The organism is Kocuria sp. KD4 (genome assembly GCF_011769905.1).
Classification (GTDB): domain Bacteria; phylum Actinomycetota; class Actinomycetes; order Actinomycetales; family Micrococcaceae; genus Kocuria; species Kocuria marina.
The window spans coordinates 93,503-113,786 of sequence record NZ_CP050449.1 but is presented as its reverse complement, the minus strand read 5'-3'; the positions used below and the strand labels follow the sequence as shown (position 1 = coordinate 113,786).

Below are 20,284 nucleotides of genomic sequence, written 5' to 3'. Positions count from 1 at the left end.
GCCGAGGCGGGCAGGGTCAGCGTCCCGGGGCGGGTTTCACCGCGATCACGGGGACGGCGGATTCCAGGATGATCTGCTGCGCGGAAGAACCCAGGAAGATCTTGCCCGCGGGGGACCGCCGTCGGACCCCCACCACCACGGCGTCGACCTCCGCGCGGTTGGTGGCGTCCACTAGATCCCCCACGCCATTGCGGCTGCGGGCGGCGGCATGCTCCACGCTCACGCGCTCGTACGGGATCGCGGACAGATCCGGCTCGTTCCCGTCCACGGGGAACACCACGAGGTCCGTGTCGCGACGCCGGGCTTCCTGGACGGCGAAGTCGCGGGCGGCGTGACCGGCCGGAGTCTCGGCGGCGGCAAGGATGATGGCCATGGGTCCTCTTCTCTGTGCGCGATCCATCTGGGGGGCAGGTTCCGGGGCGGGGCGAGATCGCCCCCGGGCGGTGAACCGGTGCCGGCCCGGTGAATCCCGGGGTCCGCGTCGGTACCGCCTCCCACGTGGGGGTATGTGTATCCTAAGTCACACTTCTCGCGGCCCCGTGGGCGGCGGGAATCCTCCTTACCGCGAATCCCGGGAGAATCCATGAGCTCCACCCACTCCCCCGACCGCCGCACGTTCCTGACCTACGGTCTCGGGGGACTCGTGGCCCTGGGGGCCATCGGAACCGCGACGGCGGGGTCCATCGCATCGGCCTCCGGCGGCAACGACCTCCGTTCGTCGCTGACCATTATCGCCCCGGCGGCCGCGGGCGGCGGGTGGGACACCGTGGCCCGGGAGATGCAGCAGGCCCAACGGGCCAACGGCATCGTGAACAACACCCAGGTGGTGAACATCCCGGGTGCCGGCGGGACCATCGCGCTCGGGAACCTGGAGATCCTCTCCGGCAAGGCCAACAACCTCATGGTGGGTGGCACGGGTCAGTTGGCGGCCACCATCCAGTACGATTCCGCCACCACCTACGCGGACGTGAATCCCCTGGCCGTGGTGGTGGAGGAGTACGACGTGATCGTGGTCCCCGGCGATTCCCCGTACACGTCCCTGAAGGAACTCATGACGGCGTGGGCCAAGACCCCCGGCAAGGTCCCGTGGACCGGAGGCGGTTCCTTCGACCAGCTGGTCGTGACCGAGATGGCGATCAGTGCCGGGTTGGCACCCAAGGACATGATCTACGTGTCCTCGGACGGCGGCGGTGAATCCACCCAGGCCCTGCTCAACGGCACGGCGGCCGCCGCGGCCAGCGGGTACCCGGATTCCATCGACCAGATCGAGTCCGGGCGGTTGCGGGCCCTGGGCGTCGTGGCCCGCGAACCCGTGCCCGGGGTGGAGATCCCCACGACCGTGGAGCAGGGCTTCGACGTCACCCTGGCCAACTGGCGCTTGCTCGTGGCACCGGGTGGGATCACGCCGGAGGAGAAGACCGAGCTCGAGACCATTGTGCGGGAAACGATCGCCACACCGCAGTGGCGGGAGGCCATCGAACGCTTCAACTGGAACGAGAACGTGATCACGGGCGAGGAGCTCACCCGTTTCCTCGCGGACGAGAAGACCCGCATCCAGGGCCTCTACAAGGAGTTGGGACTGTGACATCACAGGTGACCGGGTCGACCCCGGCGTCCGCACCACCCCCGCAGGAGGCGCCGCCCTCCGCGCACCGGTCGCTGCTGTCCGAGCTGACCATGCCCTTGGTGCTCGCGGCTTTCGCGACGTACCTGCTGGTGAGCATGCTCAGCATGTCCGTCCCGGAGTCGGTGGACTTCCCCGGGCCCCGGTTCTTCCCGGCCGTGGTGACGGCCGTGATCTACGCCCTGGTGATCGTGGAGGTGCTCTCGATCCTGCGCCGCCGGTCCGCGGACCGTTTCCCTGGAGGCCACCCGACGACGTCGACGGGCAGCACCGCGCACACCTCCCCCGCCGATGACGACGCCGCACCCTCGGCGGACGATGCCGGCTACGAGTTCGTAGGTGCCTACGAGCCCGCCACGCCCCAATTCTCGTGGCGGTCCTTCGCCTGGGTGGTGGGCGGTTTCCTGGTGTTTGCACTACTGCTCGAGTTCCTGGGGTGGATCATCGGCGCCGCCGTACTGTTCTGGTGCGTGGCCCGCGGCTTCGGCTCCACCCGCCCGCTGTTCTCACTGGTCGTGGGGCTGACCGTGAGTTCCCTCGCGTACATCGCCTTCGACATGGCCCTGGGGCTGTCCCTGCCCTCCGGCCTCCTGGGGGGTGGGTTCTAGATGGAGACCCTCTCGCTGTTGCTGGACGGTTTCGCCGGGGCGCTCACCCTGCAGAACCTCTTCTGGGTGGTGCTCGGATGCTTCCTGGGCACCGCCGTGGGTGTCATGCCCGGCCTGGGGTCCTCCATGGCCGTGGCGCTGCTGCTGCCCGTGACGTTCGCCCTGGATCCCACCGCGGCGTTCATCATGTTCTCCGGCGTGTATTTCGGCGGGCTGTTCGGGGATTCCACCATGGGCATCCTCATGAACACCCCGGGGCAGGCCTCGGCCATCGCGTCCACGTTCGAGGGCCACAAGATGGCGCTCACCGGCAGAGCCCCACAAGCGCTCGCCACGGCGGCCATCGGGGCGTTCATCGGTGGTTTCGTGGCGTCCGTGGTGGTCGTGTTCTTCGCACCCTTCCTGGCCGAGTTCTCCACCCAGTTCGGTCCGGCGGAGTTCTTCGCCCTGGCCCTGTTCGCGTTCGTGGCCACGTCCTCCGTGGTGACGGACTCCGCGGTCAAGGGTTTGCTGTCCCTCGCCCTGGGACTGGGGATCGCCGTGGTGGGTATCGACTCCGTGACCGGCATCCCGCGGTTCACCATGAACTCCCCCTACCTCTTCGACGGGATCTCCCTGGTGACCGTCACGGTCGCGGTGCTCGCGCTGGGTGAGGTGATCTATTTCGCCACGACCGCCCGGTTCCAGAGCCAGGGAAGGATGCTGAAGGCCCAGGGGCGGCCCTGGTTGAGCCGCAAGGAACTGCGGGAGGCCACCCCGGCATGGTTGCGCGGCACGGCCATCGGCTTGCCGTTCGGCGTGGTCCCGGCCGGCGGCGCGGAGATCCCCACGTTCCTGGCATTCGGCGCGGAACGCAAGCTGGATCGGCGTCGTCGCGACCCGCAATTCGGCAAGGGCGCCATTCGAGGTCTTGCCGCACCCGAGGCCGCGGGCAACGCCACCACCGGTATGGCCATGGGTGCGCTGCTCGCGCTGGGCCTGCCCATCTCCGCGACCGCCGCCATCATGCTCGCCGCGTTCCGGCAGTACGGGCTGCAACCGGGACCGCTGCTGTTCGAGCGCGCCCCTGATCTCGTGTGGGCGCTGTTGGCCAGCTTCTTCATCGCGATGATCGTGCTGCTGATCATCAACCTGCCGTTCGCGATGGTGTGGGCCAAGCTCCTGCTCATCCCGCGCCCGTACCTGTACGCGGGCATCACGGTGTTCTGCGGCCTGGGCATCTACGCGACGTCCGGCTCCACCTTCGACCTGCTCATGCTCCTGGGCGTGGGACTCGTCGGCTTCTTGATGCGTATGCATGATTACCCGCTCGCGCCGCTGATCATCGGGATGGTCCTGGGTCCGCTCGCGGAGACGAGCCTGCGGGACGCCCTGATCAGCGCGGACGGTGACGCCTCGGTCCTGGTGAGCGGTCCGATCGTGCTCGTGCTCTACGGGGTCCTGGTGATCATCCTGCTCCTGACACTGCGCAGCAAAGTCACGAGCCGCACCCGCAGGGACGTCTGAGCCGACTCGTCTCCGGGCAAACCCCGCCCTCTCCCACGTGCGGGTGCACTGATTTTGCTGAGCTAAAGCACGCAAACCCCCTCTCAGAGGGTGGTTCGCTGCTTTAGCTCAGCAAAATCACACGCCGTCGCGGTCCTCGGGGCCGGGCGGGATTGCCCGATCAGAATGGGTACTGCGGGATGTCCGGGCTGAGGGTGACCCATTGCAGCTCGGTGAACGCCTCGACGTTGGCGTCCGCCCCACCGAAGTGCACGCCCGTGCCGGAGGCCTTCATCCCACCCATGGGGGCGGTGGCCTCGTCCATCACGGTCATCTCGTTGATGTGGATCTTCCCGGCCGTGACGCGGTCCGCGACCTTCATGGCCTCCCCCACCTCGCCCAGGATCGACAGGGACAGCGCATACTCGGAGGCGTTGGCCAGCGCCACGGCCTCGTCCACGGAGGACACCGCGATTACGGGTGCCACCGGGCCGAAGATCTCCTGGTTCCACGCCGGCATCTCAGGGGAGAGATCAGTCAGCACCGTGGGGCGATAGAACAACCCGTCGTGGGTGGCACCCGCCCGGATCGTGGCGCCGGCGATCACCGATTCCTGGACCTTGGAGTCCACGGACTTCAGCTGCTTCTCGTCGATGATCGGGCCCAGGTGGACCTGTCCCTCGGAGGGGTCGCCCACCACGAGGGCGTCCGCCTTGTCCGCGAGTCGCTGGACGTATTCCTCGTAGACGTCCCGGTGCACGATGTGCCGTCCCGTGGTCATGCACACCTGACCCTGGTGGAAGAAGGTCCCCATGGCACCCACGCTCGCGGCCAGGTCCAGGTCCGCGGAGGGCAGCACGATCATCGCGTTGTTGCCACCGAGCTCCAGGTGCGTGCGCTTGAGATGCTGGGCACCGGCCGCGCCCACGTGCCGCCCCGCCTCGGTGGAACCCGTGAAGGACACGATCCGGACCTCGGGTGCGTCCACGGCGGCCGCACCGGCGTCCCCGCCGCCGGGCAGCACGTGCAGCACGCCCTCGGGAAGCCCGGCCTCCTCGAAGATGCGTGCGATCAGCACTCCGCCGGTCACGGGCGTGCGCGGGTCCGGCTTGAGCAGCACCGCATTACCGAGCGCGAGCGCGGGTGCCACGGAACGGATCGAGAGGATCAGGGGGAAGTTGAACGGGGAGATCACCGACACCACCCCGGCGGGCAGACGCCGCGCGAGCGACCAGTGCGGGTCGTCCGAAGCCAGCACCTGGCCCTTCGCGTGCGTGGGCAGCGCGGACGCCTCGAAGCATTCCTGCGCGGCCACGTGGGCCTCCATCCCGGCCTTGGGCTGGATGGCGCCGGTCTCGCGCACGACCCAGTCCACGACCTCGTCAGCGTGCTCCTCGAACAACTGCCCCGCCCGGCGCAGCACGGCCGCGCGCTCGGTGGGCTTGAGCGCTGCCCAGGACTGCTGGGCCGACGACGCCGCGGACGCCGCCCGGTACACGTCCTCCGGCGTGGCCGCACCCACGTGACCCAGGACCGCTTCCGAGGCCGGGTTCAGCACCGTGATGGGCTCACCGGAACCCTCCGTCCACTCCCCGTCGAAGATCTTCCCATCCCATCGGCCGTCCTCGAGAATCGCCATGTCCCTTACCTCCTGGTGTGCCACGTGATGGATCTCCATTGTGCGGGAGCCGGCCCCATCCAGACCACGGGGCCGGGTGATATCCGCGGCCCGCGAACGGCATGGGAGTGAGCGGGCGACCCGAGGGTGCGCGAGCGGCGTCGTCGTCCCCGAAGACGAGCCCCGTCGAGGAAGGCGCAGGCGATCAGGGTTGCGGGTCGCGGGCGTCGTAGCGCATGAACCCGGGGAACATCCGCATGAGCAGCAGCACGAGCAGGAAGCAGATCACGGCACCCACCAGGGCGGCGAACCCTGGACCGAACCACTGGCCGCCGGTGCCCATCACGGCGTCGCCCAGGCGAGGGCCGCCCGCAACCACCACGATGAAAATGCCCTGGAGCCTGCCGCGCAGCGAGTCGGGGGTGGCCGCCTGCAGGATGGTGGTGCGGAACAGCATGGACACCGAGTCCATGACCCCCGCGGCCACGAGCACCAGGCAGGACATGACGAGGGGCCACGCGGTGTCCCGGCCCCAGCCGCCGGAGGCCACCAGGATCACCGCACCGAACGCCATGATGCACACGGCCCACGCGGCCACGGCGGCGGCACACCCGCGACCGTGGTGATTGATGCGAATGAATGTTCCCGAGAAGACTCCCGCGAGGACGGATCCCGCCGCGAGCGCCGCGGTGAGCAGCCCCACCGTGAACTGGTCACCGCCCAGCACGGACGCCCCCAGCACGGGGAACAGCGCGCGGGGCATCGCGAAGATCATGGCGGCCAGGTCCAGCAGGAACGTCATGCGCAGGTTGGGGCGGGTGGCCAGGAACCGGAACCCCTCCACGACGGAACGGAAACCGGCCTTGCTCGTGGCGCCGTCCTCCCCGGGGATGGGCGGCAGGGGTGGCAGTTTGTACATGGCCCACAGGCTCACGGCGAAGCTCAGGGCGTCCACCGTGTAGGCCCACCGGAAACCCAGTCCGGCCACCGTGAGCGCGCCCAGCAGCGGGCCCACCATGAGGCACGAGCCCATGGTCAGTTGGAACAGGGCGTTGGCGGCGGGTAGTTGTCGCATGGGGACCAGGCGCGGGACGATCGCACCGCGCACGGGCTGGTTCAGTCCCTGCGCGAAGGAGTGCAGGGCCACGATGCCGTAGAGCACCGCGACGCTCGCAATGTCCAGCCACGCGTGCGCGGCCAACGCCACGGTCATGATGAACAGGCCGAACGTGGTCCACAGGCCCGCCGAACGCCGGTTGGTGGCGTCCCCGATGCTGCCCCCGTAGAGACCTGCGATGATCAGGGGCACGAGCGCGAAGAAGCCCACCATCCCCACGGCGAACGTGGATCCGGTCAGCTCGAACACTTCCAGGCTGATCGCGATCACGGTGAACTGGCTTCCGAGCATCGACAGCGTGGACCCGATCCACAGTCGCCGGAAGGCGGGGATGTCCCGCACGGGGGCGATGTCGAGCAGGAAACGGGCCACGGGTCGATCCTAGGGGCAGGCGGGGGTGCGCACCTCACCCGTCACGATGCAAGTACGGCCCGTGCGTCCCACCCCTGAGTCCTCGTGCGTGTCCCCCGCACCACATACCCTGGGAGCACCCTTTTCCCCGGGATCACAGGAGTCCTCATGCGCACACGCGAACAGCGCCGGGCCGCGCGGTCGGCCCGCGGTTGGCCGCGGTTGCGCGTGCACGCCGTGCGCAACGGGGTGGGAGCCGTGATCCTCGGGGCGCTTCTCCTGTGGGTAACCCACGGACCCTTCCGTTTCGAGAACTTCCCGGCCGGGGACGTGGCCTGGGTCTGGCGTGTGATCGCCCTGGTCGTGGCGGTAATGCTGCCCTACGTGCTTCTGACCATGGGCGTGTATCTACTGCTCGCCGGCTTTCTGGCGACCAATAGGGCGGCGTTGGCCGCCGGGCGCGCCCGCACCGTGGTGCTCGAGCCCGAGGACCCGGAGGATCCCCCGGTCACCACGCACCGACTCTCGCAGCACACTCCCCCGGGCGTGAAGATCCGGGCCCACACGGTGCACGGTCGTCGTCACGACAGCCGCTACACCCGTGATCTCCTGGGTTTGCTGCCCGTTCAGTCGCCCGCGGCCCTCGTGCCCCTGGGGGCGGGGATCGTGGCGCTCATCGCGGCCTCGATCTATTACTCCACGGGCTACGCCGAACCCGCCGCCGTCCTGCTGCTGGGCGTGCTCTACCTCGGCTGGAAACTCTTCCGGGGTTGGCGCAGCCACCGCGTCTTCGCGGACACGCCGTGGCAGGCGCCGCGGGAAGTCGACACCGATTCCGTCCCGCGTGTCACCCCGCTGCGGGACCAGGACACCGCACACCACCCCGTCACCCGGGTCTCCTACGTCACGGACGACGCCGCCGCGGCGCCGCACGTACGGGAGCGAGCGGCGCCGTCGTCGTACGAGGTCGACGACCCGGAGGAGCCGTACGAGACCACCGACGAGCTGCCCGTGATCGAGAAGATCCGCGACCGGTATACCGAGCCCCGCCGGATGAGTGCGTCGCAGCGACGGTTGGCGGAGCGGGCGGAGCGCGAGGCGATCCGGCGGAGGCTCCCGCGCGTGGTCGAGGCCGAACGGGCGGACACGCACGCCACCGCCCCCCGGGTGGTACATGATTCGCAGCGCACCGACCCGCGGGACGGCTATGAGACGGATCCGCAGGGGGAGGCCGCGGAGCAGGACCAGCAGCGGCTCAACCAGAAGCGCTACGAGGACCACATGCAACGCCACCGCGACAAGCGGGAGGACCGGTTGCGTAATGCGGAGGCCCGGCAGCCCGAGGAGGCGCCCTCGCTGTGGGGGTACGCCAAAAACCGGCTCACGAGGCGCGGGGACGACTCCTAACGCTCAACGACCGCCACGGGGAGCTTCTCCGGCGTGTGGCTATCGTCGCGGGGATGACTTCTTATCTTCGGCGCTTGGCTCCTCCGCATTCAACACAGTGGCACCGGGCCGGGCCCCGGCCGCCGCGGGCGCACCCAGCTGCCAGATCCGTCGCACGGTCCAACCCAGGAGGATCACGAGCAGCACGTTACGCAGGGTCAGCACCCCGGCCATGACCGGGTTCGCGTGGATCAGCGGCGTGTAGAACAGCGGGTAGATCACGAACGTGGTCGCCGCGATGCCCAGGGTCAGTAAGGCCGGGATGCGCCACCGGACGCGGTCGTGCAGCAGACCCACCATGATCACCGGGGCCAGCCAGATCATGAACTGCGGGGAGCCCACCTTGTTGAACACGATCAGCACGATGGTCAGCAGCAAGGATCCGGCGAGGACCAGGCGCGCCCTGTCCGCACCGCGCCGCAGTGCCCGGATGAGCAGCACCACGGCAACGAGAACGGCCATGAGCAGCAGCGGCTGCATGAGGGAGGCCATGACCTCCACACCGGGACCGTAGACCTCGGTGGAGTTGATCGCGGTGTTGTCCGCGATCCGGGAGTCGGCGAGCCCCAGGACAGCGGCCCACACCCACGGCGTGGAGAACGTGGCCTCGAGCTGCATCCCGCGGGAGCCTTGGTTGAGCAGGAAGTCCGCGATCCGCTCGATCCCGCCGAGCACCAGCACGCCCAGCACCACGAACAGCGTGACCACCACGCCCGCCGTGATGATGCGCACGCGCTGTTTGAGCGCGATGACCATGGCCAGCAGCACCGCGGCCGGCCACACCTTGATCCACGTGGCGATGCTCAGCAGCGCCGATCCCACCACCGGATGGCGCACGGCGTAGAGCAGGCCGATGAACACGATCGGCGCCGCCACACCCTCCACACGCGCGAAGCTGAGGTATCCCAGGAACACGGTGAAGACGACCCACCACCACCCGGCCAGCACACCGCTGCGCGGGGCGCGGTGGAGGAGGAACCACATGGCCACGGCGTTCAACGCGGTGATCATGAGCGTCCACGCCAGAAGGTAGAGGTCGTAGCCCGCGATCCTCGGGAACATGATGGGCACTTGGGCGAGCACGGGGTAGACCCACGGGCTGACGGAACCCTGGTCGGGCGCGTTGTACCCGGCCATCGCCCATTCGCGATACTGCTCGGTGTCGCTGAACGCCCACCCGTGCAGGAAGAACGTGGCCATCCAGCACAGGAAGTACACGTGCACCACCGCGAAGCCCACCCACACGGCGGCGGGGCGGTTCAGCCACTCCTGCGGACGACGACGCTGCGGCCCGGGCCGCGCGCCCGTCACCGAGTGAGCGGCGTCGTCGGCAGAGGCAGCCTCGGGGTGCGCGGTGGCTCCGCCAGTGGGTGCCGCGGGGGCACCCGTGCGCGGCACCGAGGTGCGGTGGGCGTCCCCGGGGGCGGGAGCCGTGTCGTCGTCAGGCGTGCGGGCCGGCAACCGGGCCTCCCTTCGCGGCGGAACCGGCGGGCCCGGCGGACCCCAGCCGGTACAGCCCGCGCGCGGACCACCACAGCAGGACCACGAGCAGCAGGTTGCGCAGGGTCAGCACGCCGGCCATGACGGGGTTGTTGTGGCTCAGCGCGGTGTAGAAGAGCGGGTAGACGAAGAACGTGGCGATCGCGATCAGCACCGCGAGGAACGCCGGGGTGCGCCACACCTTCCAGTTGTGCACCAGGCCCACCGCGATCACGGGGCCCAGCCACACCATGAACTGGGGCGAGCCCACCTTGTTGAACACGATGAAGGCCGTGACCATGGTCAGCGAACCCGCGAGGAACAGGGCCGTGCGGTCCAGGGCACCGGCGTGCACGCCGCGACGCAGCCCGCGGGCGATCAGCACCACGACCACCACGGCGGCCACCACGAACAGCGGCTGCATGAGCCGGGACATCACGTCCGAACCGGGGCCGCTGACCTGCATCGAGTTGATGTCCGTGTTCATATACATGCGGGAATCACCCACACCCAGCACCGAGAGCCACAGCCACGGGGTGCTGAACGTGGCCTCGAGCTGCATGCCGCGGTCGCCCTGCTGGGTCATGAAGTCCGCGATCTGGCGCGGTGATCCGGACACGAACGCGGCCGCCACGGCGAACAGCGTGACCAGGATCCCGGCGAGCAACACGGCGCCGCGACGTCGTGCGGCGGTCAACAGGGCGATCACGACGGCGGCCGGCCAGACCTTGATCCACGTGGCCAGGCTGAGGATCGCGGAGGCCACGAACGGGCGGGACACCCCGTAGACCAGGCCCAGCAGCACGAGCGGGGCCGTGAGACCGTCCACGCGCGCAAAGCCCAGCCAGCCCATGAGCAGGATGAACACGAGCCACCACCAGCCAGCGGGCAGGGCGGCGCGGTTACGACCCCAGTCGGTCAGCTTGCCCATGGCCACGGCGTTGAGCACCGCGATGATGAGCACCCACAGGAAGAAGTACGGGCCCGGTCCCGCGATGCCCGCGAGTCCCATGGGGATCTGCGCGAGCACGGGGTACACCCAGGGGCTGGGACCGTACGCGATGTTGCGGTCGTCGAAACCCGCTTCCGCCCACGCGCGGTAGATGTTGGTGTCGCTGAAGGCATTGCCCTGCAGCGAGACGATCAGGGCAAAAATCAGGAAGCCCACGTGCACCAGCAGGAACCCCACGAGCAGCGCGCCCGGTGTCATCAGACGATCCTGCGCGGCGCGGGGGAGCACGGCGTCCCGTGCCCGGGTAACGGCCGTGAAATATCTCTCTGTGGGCACGGATGAGGTCCTTGTCCGAATGCGCGCGGGATTCTGTTCTGGTCCGGGGGTGTGCACTGGTCCTGTTCGGGGGCGTGCGGCGCCCGAGGGTCCCGGCGCCTCGGACATACCGGTTCCGATTCTATGGGGAACCACTCCGGGGACCGCATACGGCACCATGATGCGCTCACCCCGCCCCCAAGGAACCCCCAGAACGCGCACTGTTCGAGTGCAAACCGTCCTGTAAAGTCAGGGGTCGGAGCCGCTGGACACCTCGGCTCGCCCACCACTGGTTGGCTGAGGGGGCTGGAATCCATGACCGCGACCGGTTCTCGCCCCTCTCCCGCGCACACCGGCTCCACCGCCAAGAATGATTCGCGCGCCCACATGGCGATCATCCAGGGCGTCATTGGTTCGCTCATGATGCTCGTGGGGTCCGTGGGGACCGGGTGGATCGCCAACGGCTCCCCCATGGTCCGGCACCCCCTGGTCATCGAACTGCGCGTGAACGTGTGGGGCGTGTACGGGTGCACCGTGCTGCTCACCGTGGGCGCCATGCTGCTCATCCGATCGTGGTTGCGCCTCGGTCAACGCCTGCGGGGATGGCCGCACGGGTCGTTGCGCACCGTGATGATCGCCGTGATCGCATGGTCCCTGCCCCTGTTCCTCGCCGTTCCCATCTACTCGCGGGACGTGTACGCGTACATCGGTCAGGGCCGGTTGATGCTGGCCGGCAAGGACCCGTACGTGGAGGGGATCTCCTCGCTCGACAACTGGTTCATGCTGGGCGCGGATCCGGAATGGGCGGAGGCCCGCACCCCGTACGGCCCCTATTTCCTGTGGATCGCCGCCGGGGTCGTCCGGTTGACCAACGCCCAGCCGGACGCCTCCGTGATGCTGTTCCGGGCGGTGGCGTACGTGGGAGTGGTGCTGTGCATGATCTACGTGCCCAAGCTCGCGCGCCTGCACGGGATCAACGGTGCCCGGGCTCTCTGGATCGCCGTGGCCAACCCGCTGTTCCTCATCAGCTTCGTGGCCAGCGCCCACAACGACGCACTCATGGTGGGCCTCGCCGTGGCCGGCGTATACGCCGCGGCCACAAAATATCCCCTGCTGGGCATACTTCTGGTCACGGGGTCCATCGGGATCAAACCCATCACCATCCTGCTGCTGCCGTTCATCGGTCTGCTCTGGGCGGGCAAGGGTGCCTCGTGGCCGCGGCGGTTCGTCATCTGGGCGGCCACCGCGCTCCTCAGTTTCGGGATCCTCGCGGTGAGCGGTTACGCGGATAACCTCGGTCTGGGCTGGGCCTGGGCCCTGTTGGACCCCACCCCGGGGTACACGGGGTACTCGCCGTCCGGGTTCCTGGGACAACAGGTGGAGCGCGTGGGAAACTTCTTCGGCCAACCGGGGGACGCCCTCGCATCGGTGTTCCGTCAGGTGCTGCAGTACGCGGCCATCGCCCTGGTCCTCGTGCTGATGTTCGTGGGCGGGGACCGCAGGATCGTGCGGCGAATGGCCCTCGCGTTCTCCGCCGTGGTGCTGCTGTCCCCCATCATCCAGCCCTGGTACATCCTGTGGCTCATCCCACTGCTGGCCGCGGCCGGCATCAAGGACAACTGGCAGATCCGCATCCTGTACATCGTGATCACGTTCTTCGTGGTCTTCGGGGCCCAGGACCAGCTGTCCGTGTGGCCGTTCATCGACCTCAGCGTGAGCGTGTCCCAGGTGGCGTTCATGATCACGGTGGCCTTCACGCTCTACCTGGCGCTGATCGATCCCCGCACCCGCACCCTGCTGACCCACGGTGGGTTCCGGGGCTGGGTGGATCCCGGCCCCCCTCAGGTGGCCGCGGGTACGACGGCGCACAAGGACTAACGCAGGCCCCTGAGCCTTTCGAGCTCGCGGCGGTCCTTCTTGGTGGGCCGCCCCGCCCCACGGTCCCGGCGGGCCACCGGCACGCTGAGTTCCGCGGGCCGCGGCGGGGAGTGGTCGATGTAGCACTGGGCCGCCACAGGGGCGCCCACACGCTTGACGATGAGCTTGGTGACCTGGAACTCCTGCTGCCACCCCGGGCGGCGCACACTCACCCGATCCCCCACCCGCACCGGCTGGGCGGCCTTCACGGGGGCGCCGTTGAGCCGCACGTGTCCCGCGCGGCACGCGGTCGTGGCGGCGGAGCGGGTCTTGAACAACCGCACCGACCACAACCACACGTCCAGGCGGGCGCTACCGGGTTCGTTGGCTGGGGCGTTCATGGGGTCCACGGTACTCGGGGGTGACGACGCGGTTCCCGCCCACCCCTCGCCGCCGGCCCCGCGCGCGATAGGGAGCCAGCGTGACGACGCGCCCGAGCGCCGTCTCACCCCCGTGGCAGCGGCGGCGTCCTCGGCGGCGCGGTGCGAGCGGGAAGCAGCGCCTCGAAAATCGTGGCCAGGCGCAACAGCTCGGTATCGTCATATGCCCGGCCCGCGAGCGTGAGGCCCACGGGCATCCCGATGTCCACCATGACACCCATCGGCACCGTGACCGTGGGGATCCCCAGATGCCGTGGCACCAGGTTCCCGTTGGCCACCCACGTCCCATTGCGCCAGGCCAGGTCCGCAGAATCCGGATTCACGTCCGCGTCCGCCGGGCCCACGTCCGCGACCGCGGGGAAGACCACCCCGTCCAGACCGAGCTCGTCCAGCCACGCTTCGAGATCCACCTGCCGGGTGCGCTCGAGTCCGCGCACGCCCTCGGCCAACTCGGGGATCCGGGTCAGCTCCACGCGGCCGTGGTCGCGCATGAACTGGGGGTAGTCGGCGATGTCGTCCTCGAACCCGTCGTAGCGGTCCGGCAGTGCGCCGGGCGGGTGCGGGAAGATCTCCTCCCCGGCCACGTCCGCCAACCGATGCAGCGCAGGGTCCCCGTTCGCGTCCAGGAAGTCGTCCCACGCCCACGCGGAGAGATCCACGATCTCCCGCTTCAGGTACTCGGGGCTCACGAATCCGCGGGTCGCGATGGTGGGGGCGCCGGGGCGGTCCCCCTCGTAGTTGCTCACGACCGGGAAGTCCACCTCCACGACCTCCGCGCCCGCGGCCTCCAGGGCGACACGGGCGTGCTGCCACACGGCCATGACCGAGTCCCGCGTGACGATCCGCTGCCCGGTGGGCCCGCCGATCCCGGGGTCCTCCGCGGTACCGGCCAGGGGGTCGGCATTGACGTACATGCGCGGCACCCCCAGCCGTGTACCGCGCAGCGGCTGCGCCCCGGCGGTGACGTCGCCCGCCGCCAGGGAGCGGTAGGACTCCGGACGCACCGCCGAGGCCTTGGGGATCGCAACCCAGGGTTGGACGCGCCAGAAGTCACCGCGGACGTGGGCGTCGTCGGCGACGATGACGTCCAGGACCTCGAGCATGTCCGCCATCGAGCGGGTGTGGGGCACCACCACGTCCATGGTGGGCACCAGCGGCCAGTTGCCCCGCACGGAGATGACCCCGCGCGACGGCGTGTAGGCGCACAGCCCGTTGTTCGACGCGGGCGCGCGCCCGGAGGACCACGTCTCCTCTCCGAGCCCGAAGCTCGCGAACGACGCCGCCGTGGCCGTCCCGGAGCCGTTGGAGGACCCCGATCCGAAGGCCGCCGTGAGGTAGTGCTCGTTGTACGGGCTCTCGGCGCGCCCGTACGCCCCGCGCTGCATACCACCGTTGGCCATGGGCGGCATGTTGGTCAGACCCAGCAGAACGGCCCCGCCCGCGCGCAACCGCTCGATCGTGAAGGCGTCCCGCTGCGCCACGAGGTCCCGGAACGCCGGAGATCCCGCGGCGACCGTGAGCCCCCGCGCGCAGTAGCTGTCCTTCGCGGTGTACGGGATACCGTCCAGCGGGCCCAGGGTCTCGCCGCGCTCGCGGCGTCGGTCCGATGCCCGCGCCTGCTCGAGGGCGTCGGGAGCGTCCACGACCACGGAGTTCAAGCGGATGCCGTCACGGTCGTATGTCGCGATGCGCCGCTGGTACGCCAGGACCAGTTCCTCGCTGGTCACCTCCCCCGCCTCGAGCGCAGCGCGCAGCTGTGCGATCGAGGCCTCCACGACGTCGACGCCGCTCATGCCCGCTCCTCCCCCGACGGCGACGCCGCCCGCGGCGCCGGTTGCTGCTGGGTGATGCAATGGATCCCGCCGCCGAAAGCGAAGATGTCCCGGGCGTCCACCAGTTCGATGGTCCGGTCCGGGTAGACCTCCTGCAGGATTCGCGCCGCCTCCGCGTCACGGGGATCGTCGAAGGCGCACAGCACCACCACGCCGTTGCCCACGTAGTGGTTGATGTAGGACCAGTCCACGTACCCCTCCTCGTCGGTGAGCACGGTCGGCGCGGGCACACCCACCACGCGCAGCGGCTGTCCCGTGGCATCCACGGCAGCCTCCAGGCACCGCCGGATCTCTTGCGACACCGCGTGATCGGGGTGGCGCGGATCGGTCTGCTCGTGCATCAGGACCGTACCGGGCCCCGCGAACGCCGCGACGATGTCCACGTGGCCGCGCGTACCGAACTGGTCGTAGTCCCGGCTCAGCCCCCGGGGCAGCCAGATCGCCTTGGTGGTGCCCAGCTGCTCGTGGATCAAGGCCTCCACCCGTTCCCTGGTAGCCCCCGGATTACGGCCCGGATCCAGTTGCACGGTCTCGGTGAGCAATACGGTCCCCCGCCCATCCACGTGGAACCCACCACCCTCGTTGACCAGCTCGCTCGAGGCCAGCGGGACACCCGCCGTGTCCGCGACGAACGCCCCCACCTTCCGGTCGTTCTCCCACGAGGCCCACTCCTGCGCGCCCCAGCCGTTGAACACCCAATCCACGGCCGCCACCCGGCCCTCGGGGTCGTGCACGAACGTGGGGCCGGAGTCCCGGATCCAGGCATCGTCGAGCGGGGCCACGGCGAGGTCCGCGACGTCGCCCAGCGCGTCCCGGGCGGCGTCGACGTCGCCCGGGTGCGCCACCACGGTGACCTTCTCGTAGCGTGCGATGGTGCGTGCTACCCGGGACCACGCGCGACGGGCCCGGTCAAGGGTTTCGTCCCCCCGCTGCCCGAACGTGGCGTTGGGCGGGGGGAACGCGAGCCACGTGCGTTCGTGCGGCTCCCACTCGGCGGGCATCACGGTATCCCTGGCGGTCGTGTCGGTGATCGTGTGCGAAGAAGGCACGGTGTTCCTTTTCGGTCTCTCGGACGGGTTCGGGTCGGTCTGGATCAGCGCACGCCCTAGTCGATGACGGGCAGTTCCGTGGTCTCGAAGCGCTGCCTGAAGAACGCGGGGTTGCGGCGGTACTGCACGAACATCATGAGCAGTCCGAGCAGCAGGATCCCCACCCCCAGGATGAACACGAGACCCACGCCCCCGATCTCGGAACCGGACCCGTAGTCCGGGTCCATGGAGTCGTAGGAGGTCTGGACGAAGAACACCAGCAGCAGGATCCCGCCCACCAGGGGAGCCGCGAACTTCCCCAGGAAACCGCGCACGCTCTTGAACGCGTCCCGGCGGAAGTACCACACGCACGCGAGGGCGGTGACGCCGTAGTAGAAGCACACCATCATGCCCAGGGTGGTGATGGTGTCCCACAGGACGTTCTCGGAGATCACGCGCATCACGGCGTAGAACACGGACGCGATGACGGCCGCGGCCATGGTCGCGTATCCCGGGGTCTGGAACCGTGCGTTGACCCGGGCGTACTTGCGCGGCAGGGCCCCGTAGTAGCCCATGGCCAGCATCGTGCGCGCCGGCGAGATCATGGTGGACTGCAGGGACGCGGCGGAGGACGAGAGGACGGCGATGGACATCAGGACCGCGGTGGGGCCCATGATCGGTCCGGCGAGCGCGGCGAACACGTTCTCCTGGATCTCCGGGTTACCCAGGCCCACTCCCTCCGAGGACACCCCGGAGTACATGAGCACGGCCAGGGCGACCATGAGGTACAGGGCGACGATCACCAGGATGGTGGCCAGGGCGGATCTCCCGGGGGTGTTGGCCCCGTCGGTGCTCTCCTCGTTGAGGGTGAGCACCACGTCCCAGCCCCAATAGATGAACACGGACAGGGACACGCCCGCCGCGAAGGTCGAGAACGAGTCGACACTGAGTGGGTTGAACCAGTCGGGGTCCATGTGCAGCCCCTCGAAGGCCGTGCCATCCGCCACGTGCAGATACGCGGCGACCGAGAACCACACCAGCACGATCACCTGGAACCCCACGAGCAGGTACTGGACCACCTTGGTGGCCTCCATGCCCCGGTAGGAGATCCAGGACGCCAATGCCACGAACACGAGACACGTGGCCACGTTGAGCGGCACATTGCGGGTCAGCTCGGCGATCTCCTCCCGGCCGGTGACCTGCGCTATGGCCAGGTACAGGAAGTCCACGGCGATCCCGGCCAGGTTGGACAGCACCAGGATGGTCGCGGCCAGCAGGCCCCAGCTACCCATCCATCCGACCCACGGCCCAAAGGCCTTGGAGACCCACGTGAACGTGGTGCCGGAGTCCGGCATGGCCCGGTTCAACTGCCGGTAGCCCAGGGCCACGAGCAGCATGGGAAGGAATCCCACCAGGAGGATGGCCGGTAAGTGGGTGCCGACCGCCGCGGCCGTGGGACCCAGGGCCCCGGAGAGGGTGTAGGCCGGGGCGATCGTGGACACGCCGATGACGAGTGATCCGAGCAATCCCACCGATCCGGCGTTGAGGCCCTTGCCCTGGGTCTCCTCCGCCCCGGGGGACGCGGTGCCGGATGTAGCGGAGGGCGTGGTTCCGGGTAGTTTCCCGGGAGCGTCGTGACTCATGTCAGTGTCTCCTCGGTCGCGCCCTTGCGCGCGGCGTCGTCGTCGGCTGCACGGGGCAGCACGATCATGGGGATGGGAAGGTGACGCAGGATGCGGGCGGTGGTGGTCCCCAGGAAGATCTGGCGGTTCCCGGCGAGGCGCGAGGACCCCACGAAGAGCACGGAACCGGGCTCCCAGGAGATGTCGTCCACCGTCTGCTTGAGGTTCTTGCCCTGGGCCACGCGCACGCTCACGGGGTTTTGCGCGCCGATCTCGGCGGCCGCGTCCTCGAGGGTTCGCTGCGCGAGGTCCACGGCGGCCTCGGGTGCGCCGTGGACCTGGTCCAACGGCAGGAAGTTCACGAGCACGAGCTCCAGACCGGTCCGACTCACGGCGCGGCGCGTCTCGGAGATGATCCGCTGCGCACCGGGGCGGGTCCCCACCCCGGCGTACAAGCGCGTGATCGCTTCCTCGCCCTTGTAGCGCCGCGGGGCCAGTGCCACGGGCACGGTCGCCCGGTGCAGCAGGGCGTCCGCGACCGGACCCACCGAGAACTTGGCGGTGTACTTCCCGCTCGCCGCGCCGACCACCATGAGCCCGGCGCCGAACTCCTCCACGGCCCGGATCAGACCGTCCGCCACGGACGGTGAGCTGCGCACGTGAGCGCGCGCGACGACGTCCTCGGGAACCAGTGCGAGCCCCTCGTCCAGCCACTCGGCGGCCTGGCGGGTGATCATCGGGACGACGTTGCCCACGGGCGGGTACACGTGGCTGTACGGGTCGTCGGTGCGCACCACGCACACCAGCTCCAGCTCGGCGTGGTAGGCCCGGGCCATCACCACGGCCAGGCGCAGCGCCTCCTTGCTGCGCTTGTCCCCGCCGTACGCCACGACGTAGCGGAAGGCGGACCGTCCCGCGCCGTCGCCCTGCGCACCCGGAGCGTGGGTGACGGAGGCACTCACCGCTGTCCCCTCGCCTCGAGGATCCGGGAGGCGGCCAGTGCGCCCTGGCGCAGAGCGCCGTCGACGTGCTGATAACCCTCCGCCGCGAGATCGGAACACGCCCAGCGGATGGGGCCCACGGGCTCCGACTGGATGGCCCCGTAGCGGGACAGCCCGCCTAGGTCGAAGGACGCGGCGTAGGCACCGCGCGTCCACTCCTCGGAGCCGAAGTCGGACTCGTAGTAGACCACCGGGGTCAGCGCTTCCTCGCCCAGGTAGTGGGACAAGGACTCGAGGATCCGGCGCTTGCGCTCCTCGGCGGGCAGCCGGAAGACCTCGTCCGCCTTCTCGTCCGAGACGAAGCCCACCAGGGTGCCCCGGGTGTCCTCGTGGTTGGTGTTGTCGTAGACCTCCTGCGAGAGCTCGTACGCCCCGAAGCCCGTGCCGGACAGGCCCTTCTCCCGCCAGAACGGGGTCTCGTACACCGCGTGGACCTTGATGACGATCCCCAGGGACTGGTGCTGGTGCATCTGGTGCTGCATCCGGGGCAGCGGGGGTTCGAACGAGATCCGGGAGTAGAGGTTCGGGGGGACCGCGACCACCACGTCCTTGGCGTGGACGGTCACCCGGTCCGAATAGACCGTGACCGTGGCGTTGGGGTCGTGCTCCTCGTAGGTCTGGCCCTCCCCGGCCCAGGTGATCGTGCGCACGGGGGAGTTCAGGAACACCACCGTTCCGGGATCACTGGCGACCTCCTTGGCGCCCTCGTCCACGCCCAGCTCACCGGCCATCGTGACGGACACCGACTGCATCCCGCCCACCACGCGGCGGTCCAGGATGAAGTCCTCGTCCACGAGGTTGGAGAAGGAACCGGCGGAGGCCGCCATGAGCACGGCCTGCAGCGCGGAGAACGCGTGGGACGGCTTGGTCAGCATGCCCCCTGCGATGAAGATACCGATGTTGTTGCAGGCTTCCTCGTCCGAGCTGTTGCGACGCAGCCAGTCGTGGAAGGACACGGTGTCCAGTTCCCGGGCCTTGGGATGGGCCCAGGGTTCCGTGGCGCCGATCTCCGAGGCCAGCTCGTCCAGCTTCCCGATCAACTTCTCCATCTCCGCCTCCGTCTCCGGGGAGGCCGGGAACATGTGACCGGTGTAGGCGTGCCGGGTGCCGTCCGGGGCGATGTAGACCGAATCGCCCTCGCGGTAGCGCTCGAAGGTCTCGAGTCCCAGCTCATCCACGAGGGACAGCAACTCGGTCTGGTCCGGGGAGATCCACTGGCCGCCGATCTCCAGGAACGCGTCATCGATGGTCCTGGACCAGGTCCGTCCACCCACGCGGTCACGGGCTTCCAGGACAGCCACGGACTTACCGGCCTGCGACAACCGGCGCGCCGCCATGAGCCCGGCCGGGCCGGCGCCCACGATCACGACGTCCCGCTCGATGGCCTCTCGGGATCCGATGATTCGTTGCTCTGACATGGTGTTTTCCTCTCCAGATATAATGAAGAACATTCATTTATGGGTGATGCGCGGATGCACGCTCCGCATGGGATCGTGAGGGTGGGGTGGG

Annotated in this window: 16 protein-coding genes; 5 read left to right on the top strand and 11 right to left on the bottom strand. The window is 69.1% G+C overall.

The genetic code is table 11. The features are described 5' to 3' along the window. Window positions 1-16: 16 nt before the first annotated feature. Entirely contained in the window at window positions 17-373 is a 357-nt protein-coding gene (locus HBK84_RS00460; protein WP_167317904.1) for a universal stress protein, read from the bottom strand. Window positions 374-583: 210 nt separating this feature from the next. On the opposite strand from HBK84_RS00460, the gene HBK84_RS00455 reads away from it, so the two are divergent. The 3 genes from HBK84_RS00455 to HBK84_RS00445 are packed head-to-tail and all read left to right on the top strand — an operon-like array spanning window position 584 to window position 3,738. Then, the gene (locus tag HBK84_RS00455; RefSeq protein ID WP_085106747.1) at window positions 584-1,585 is read left to right on the top strand and encodes a tripartite tricarboxylate transporter substrate binding protein; all 1,002 of its coding nucleotides are present in this window, start codon (window positions 584-586) and stop codon (window positions 1,583-1,585) included. Further along, complete coding sequence (locus HBK84_RS00450) at window positions 1,582-2,232, top strand: tripartite tricarboxylate transporter TctB family protein (protein WP_240919034.1); 651 nt, start codon at window positions 1,582-1,584, stop codon at window positions 2,230-2,232. The genes HBK84_RS00455 and HBK84_RS00450 overlap by 4 nt, the downstream gene beginning before the upstream one ends. Then, window positions 2,233-3,738, top strand: a complete 1,506-nt coding sequence (locus HBK84_RS00445) for a tripartite tricarboxylate transporter permease (protein WP_064846417.1) — start codon at window positions 2,233-2,235, stop codon at window positions 3,736-3,738. Between the two features lie 160 nt (window positions 3,739-3,898). Here the strand turns inward: HBK84_RS00445 and HBK84_RS00440 are convergent, their stop codons facing one another. Further along, complete coding sequence (locus tag HBK84_RS00440) at window positions 3,899-5,356, bottom strand: benzaldehyde dehydrogenase (RefSeq protein ID WP_167317903.1); 1,458 nt, start codon at window positions 5,354-5,356, stop codon at window positions 3,899-3,901. 184 nt (window positions 5,357-5,540) lie between these two features. Then, on the bottom strand, window positions 5,541-6,824 hold the full coding sequence (locus tag HBK84_RS00435; protein WP_167317902.1) for an MFS transporter: 1,284 nt from the start codon (window positions 6,822-6,824) through the stop codon (window positions 5,541-5,543). Window positions 6,825-6,971: 147 nt separating this feature from the next. Here HBK84_RS00435 and HBK84_RS00430 point away from each other — a divergent pair, with 147 nt between their 5' ends. Then, complete coding sequence (locus HBK84_RS00430) at window positions 6,972-8,210, top strand: hypothetical protein (protein ID WP_167317901.1); 1,239 nt, start codon at window positions 6,972-6,974, stop codon at window positions 8,208-8,210. A 39-nt stretch (window positions 8,211-8,249) separates the two neighbouring features. Here the strand turns inward: HBK84_RS00430 and HBK84_RS00425 are convergent, their stop codons facing one another. Continuing rightward, window positions 8,250-9,560: a glycosyltransferase 87 family protein gene (locus tag HBK84_RS00425; protein ID WP_167319072.1), complete on the bottom strand. Its 1,311-nt coding sequence runs from the start codon at window positions 9,558-9,560 to the stop codon at window positions 8,250-8,252. A 130-nt stretch (window positions 9,561-9,690) separates the two neighbouring features. Beyond that, window positions 9,691-11,016 (bottom strand): glycosyltransferase family 87 protein, encoded by a 1,326-nt coding sequence (locus HBK84_RS00420; RefSeq protein ID WP_240505632.1) that lies wholly within the window; start codon window positions 11,014-11,016, stop codon window positions 9,691-9,693. Window positions 11,017-11,310: 294 nt separating this feature from the next. Here HBK84_RS00420 and mptB point away from each other — a divergent pair, with 294 nt between their 5' ends. Next, a complete protein-coding gene (mptB, locus tag HBK84_RS00415) occupies window positions 11,311-12,873 on the top strand; it encodes a polyprenol phosphomannose-dependent alpha 1,6 mannosyltransferase MptB (RefSeq protein ID WP_167317900.1) in 1,563 nt (520 codons plus the stop codon). On the opposite strand, the gene HBK84_RS00410 is transcribed toward mptB, so the two are convergent. The 6 genes from HBK84_RS00410 to HBK84_RS00385 form a co-directional block, all read right to left on the bottom strand. Then, window positions 12,870-13,253, bottom strand: coding sequence for an RNA-binding S4 domain-containing protein (locus HBK84_RS00410; RefSeq protein WP_035960951.1), 384 nt, complete (start codon window positions 13,251-13,253; stop codon window positions 12,870-12,872). The two genes, mptB and HBK84_RS00410, sit on opposite strands and share 4 nt — an antisense overlap. A gap of 104 nt (window positions 13,254-13,357) precedes the next feature. Further along, window positions 13,358-15,085: an amidase gene (locus HBK84_RS00405; RefSeq protein ID WP_167317899.1), complete on the bottom strand. Its 1,728-nt coding sequence runs from the start codon at window positions 15,083-15,085 to the stop codon at window positions 13,358-13,360. Beyond that, window positions 15,082-16,125, bottom strand: a complete 1,044-nt coding sequence (locus tag HBK84_RS00400) for an agmatine/peptidylarginine deiminase (RefSeq protein WP_167319071.1) — start codon at window positions 16,123-16,125, stop codon at window positions 15,082-15,084. The genes HBK84_RS00405 and HBK84_RS00400 overlap by 4 nt, the downstream gene beginning before the upstream one ends. Before the next feature lie 104 nt (window positions 16,126-16,229). After that, window positions 16,230-17,795, bottom strand: a complete 1,566-nt coding sequence (locus HBK84_RS00395; RefSeq protein ID WP_144931911.1) for an APC family permease — start codon at window positions 17,793-17,795, stop codon at window positions 16,230-16,232. After that, window positions 17,792-18,736 (bottom strand): universal stress protein, encoded by a 945-nt coding sequence (locus tag HBK84_RS00390; RefSeq protein ID WP_167317898.1) that lies wholly within the window; start codon window positions 18,734-18,736, stop codon window positions 17,792-17,794. The genes HBK84_RS00395 and HBK84_RS00390 overlap by 4 nt, the downstream gene beginning before the upstream one ends. Then, entirely contained in the window at window positions 18,733-20,193 is a 1,461-nt protein-coding gene (locus HBK84_RS00385; protein WP_167317897.1) for an NAD(P)/FAD-dependent oxidoreductase, read from the bottom strand. Before HBK84_RS00385 ends, HBK84_RS00390 begins: the two co-directional genes overlap by 4 nt. Window positions 20,194-20,284: the final 91 nt, after the last annotated feature.

Coding starts and splice junctions, on each gene's coding strand:
- HBK84_RS00400 (WP_167319071.1), bottom strand. CDS start 16,125: ATGCCCGCCGAGTGGGAGCCGCACGAACGCACGTGGCTCGCGTTCCCC.
- HBK84_RS00455 (WP_085106747.1), top strand. CDS start 584: ATGAGCTCCACCCACTCCCCCGACCGCCGCACGTTCCTGACCTACGGT.
- mptB (WP_167317900.1), top strand. CDS start 11,311: ATGACCGCGACCGGTTCTCGCCCCTCTCCCGCGCACACCGGCTCCACC.
- HBK84_RS00395 (WP_144931911.1), bottom strand. CDS start 17,795: ATGAGTCACGACGCTCCCGGGAAACTACCCGGAACCACGCCCTCCGCT.
- HBK84_RS00460 (WP_167317904.1), bottom strand. CDS start 373: ATGGCCATCATCCTTGCCGCCGCCGAGACTCCGGCCGGTCACGCCGCC.
- HBK84_RS00405 (WP_167317899.1), bottom strand. CDS start 15,085: ATGAGCGGCGTCGACGTCGTGGAGGCCTCGATCGCACAGCTGCGCGCT.
- HBK84_RS00410 (WP_035960951.1), bottom strand. CDS start 13,253: ATGAACGCCCCAGCCAACGAACCCGGTAGCGCCCGCCTGGACGTGTGG.
- HBK84_RS00385 (WP_167317897.1), bottom strand. CDS start 20,193: ATGTCAGAGCAACGAATCATCGGATCCCGAGAGGCCATCGAGCGGGAC.
- HBK84_RS00440 (WP_167317903.1), bottom strand. CDS start 5,356: ATGGCGATTCTCGAGGACGGCCGATGGGATGGGAAGATCTTCGACGGG.
- HBK84_RS00430 (WP_167317901.1), top strand. CDS start 6,972: ATGCGCACACGCGAACAGCGCCGGGCCGCGCGGTCGGCCCGCGGTTGG.
- HBK84_RS00445 (WP_064846417.1), top strand. CDS start 2,233: ATGGAGACCCTCTCGCTGTTGCTGGACGGTTTCGCCGGGGCGCTCACC.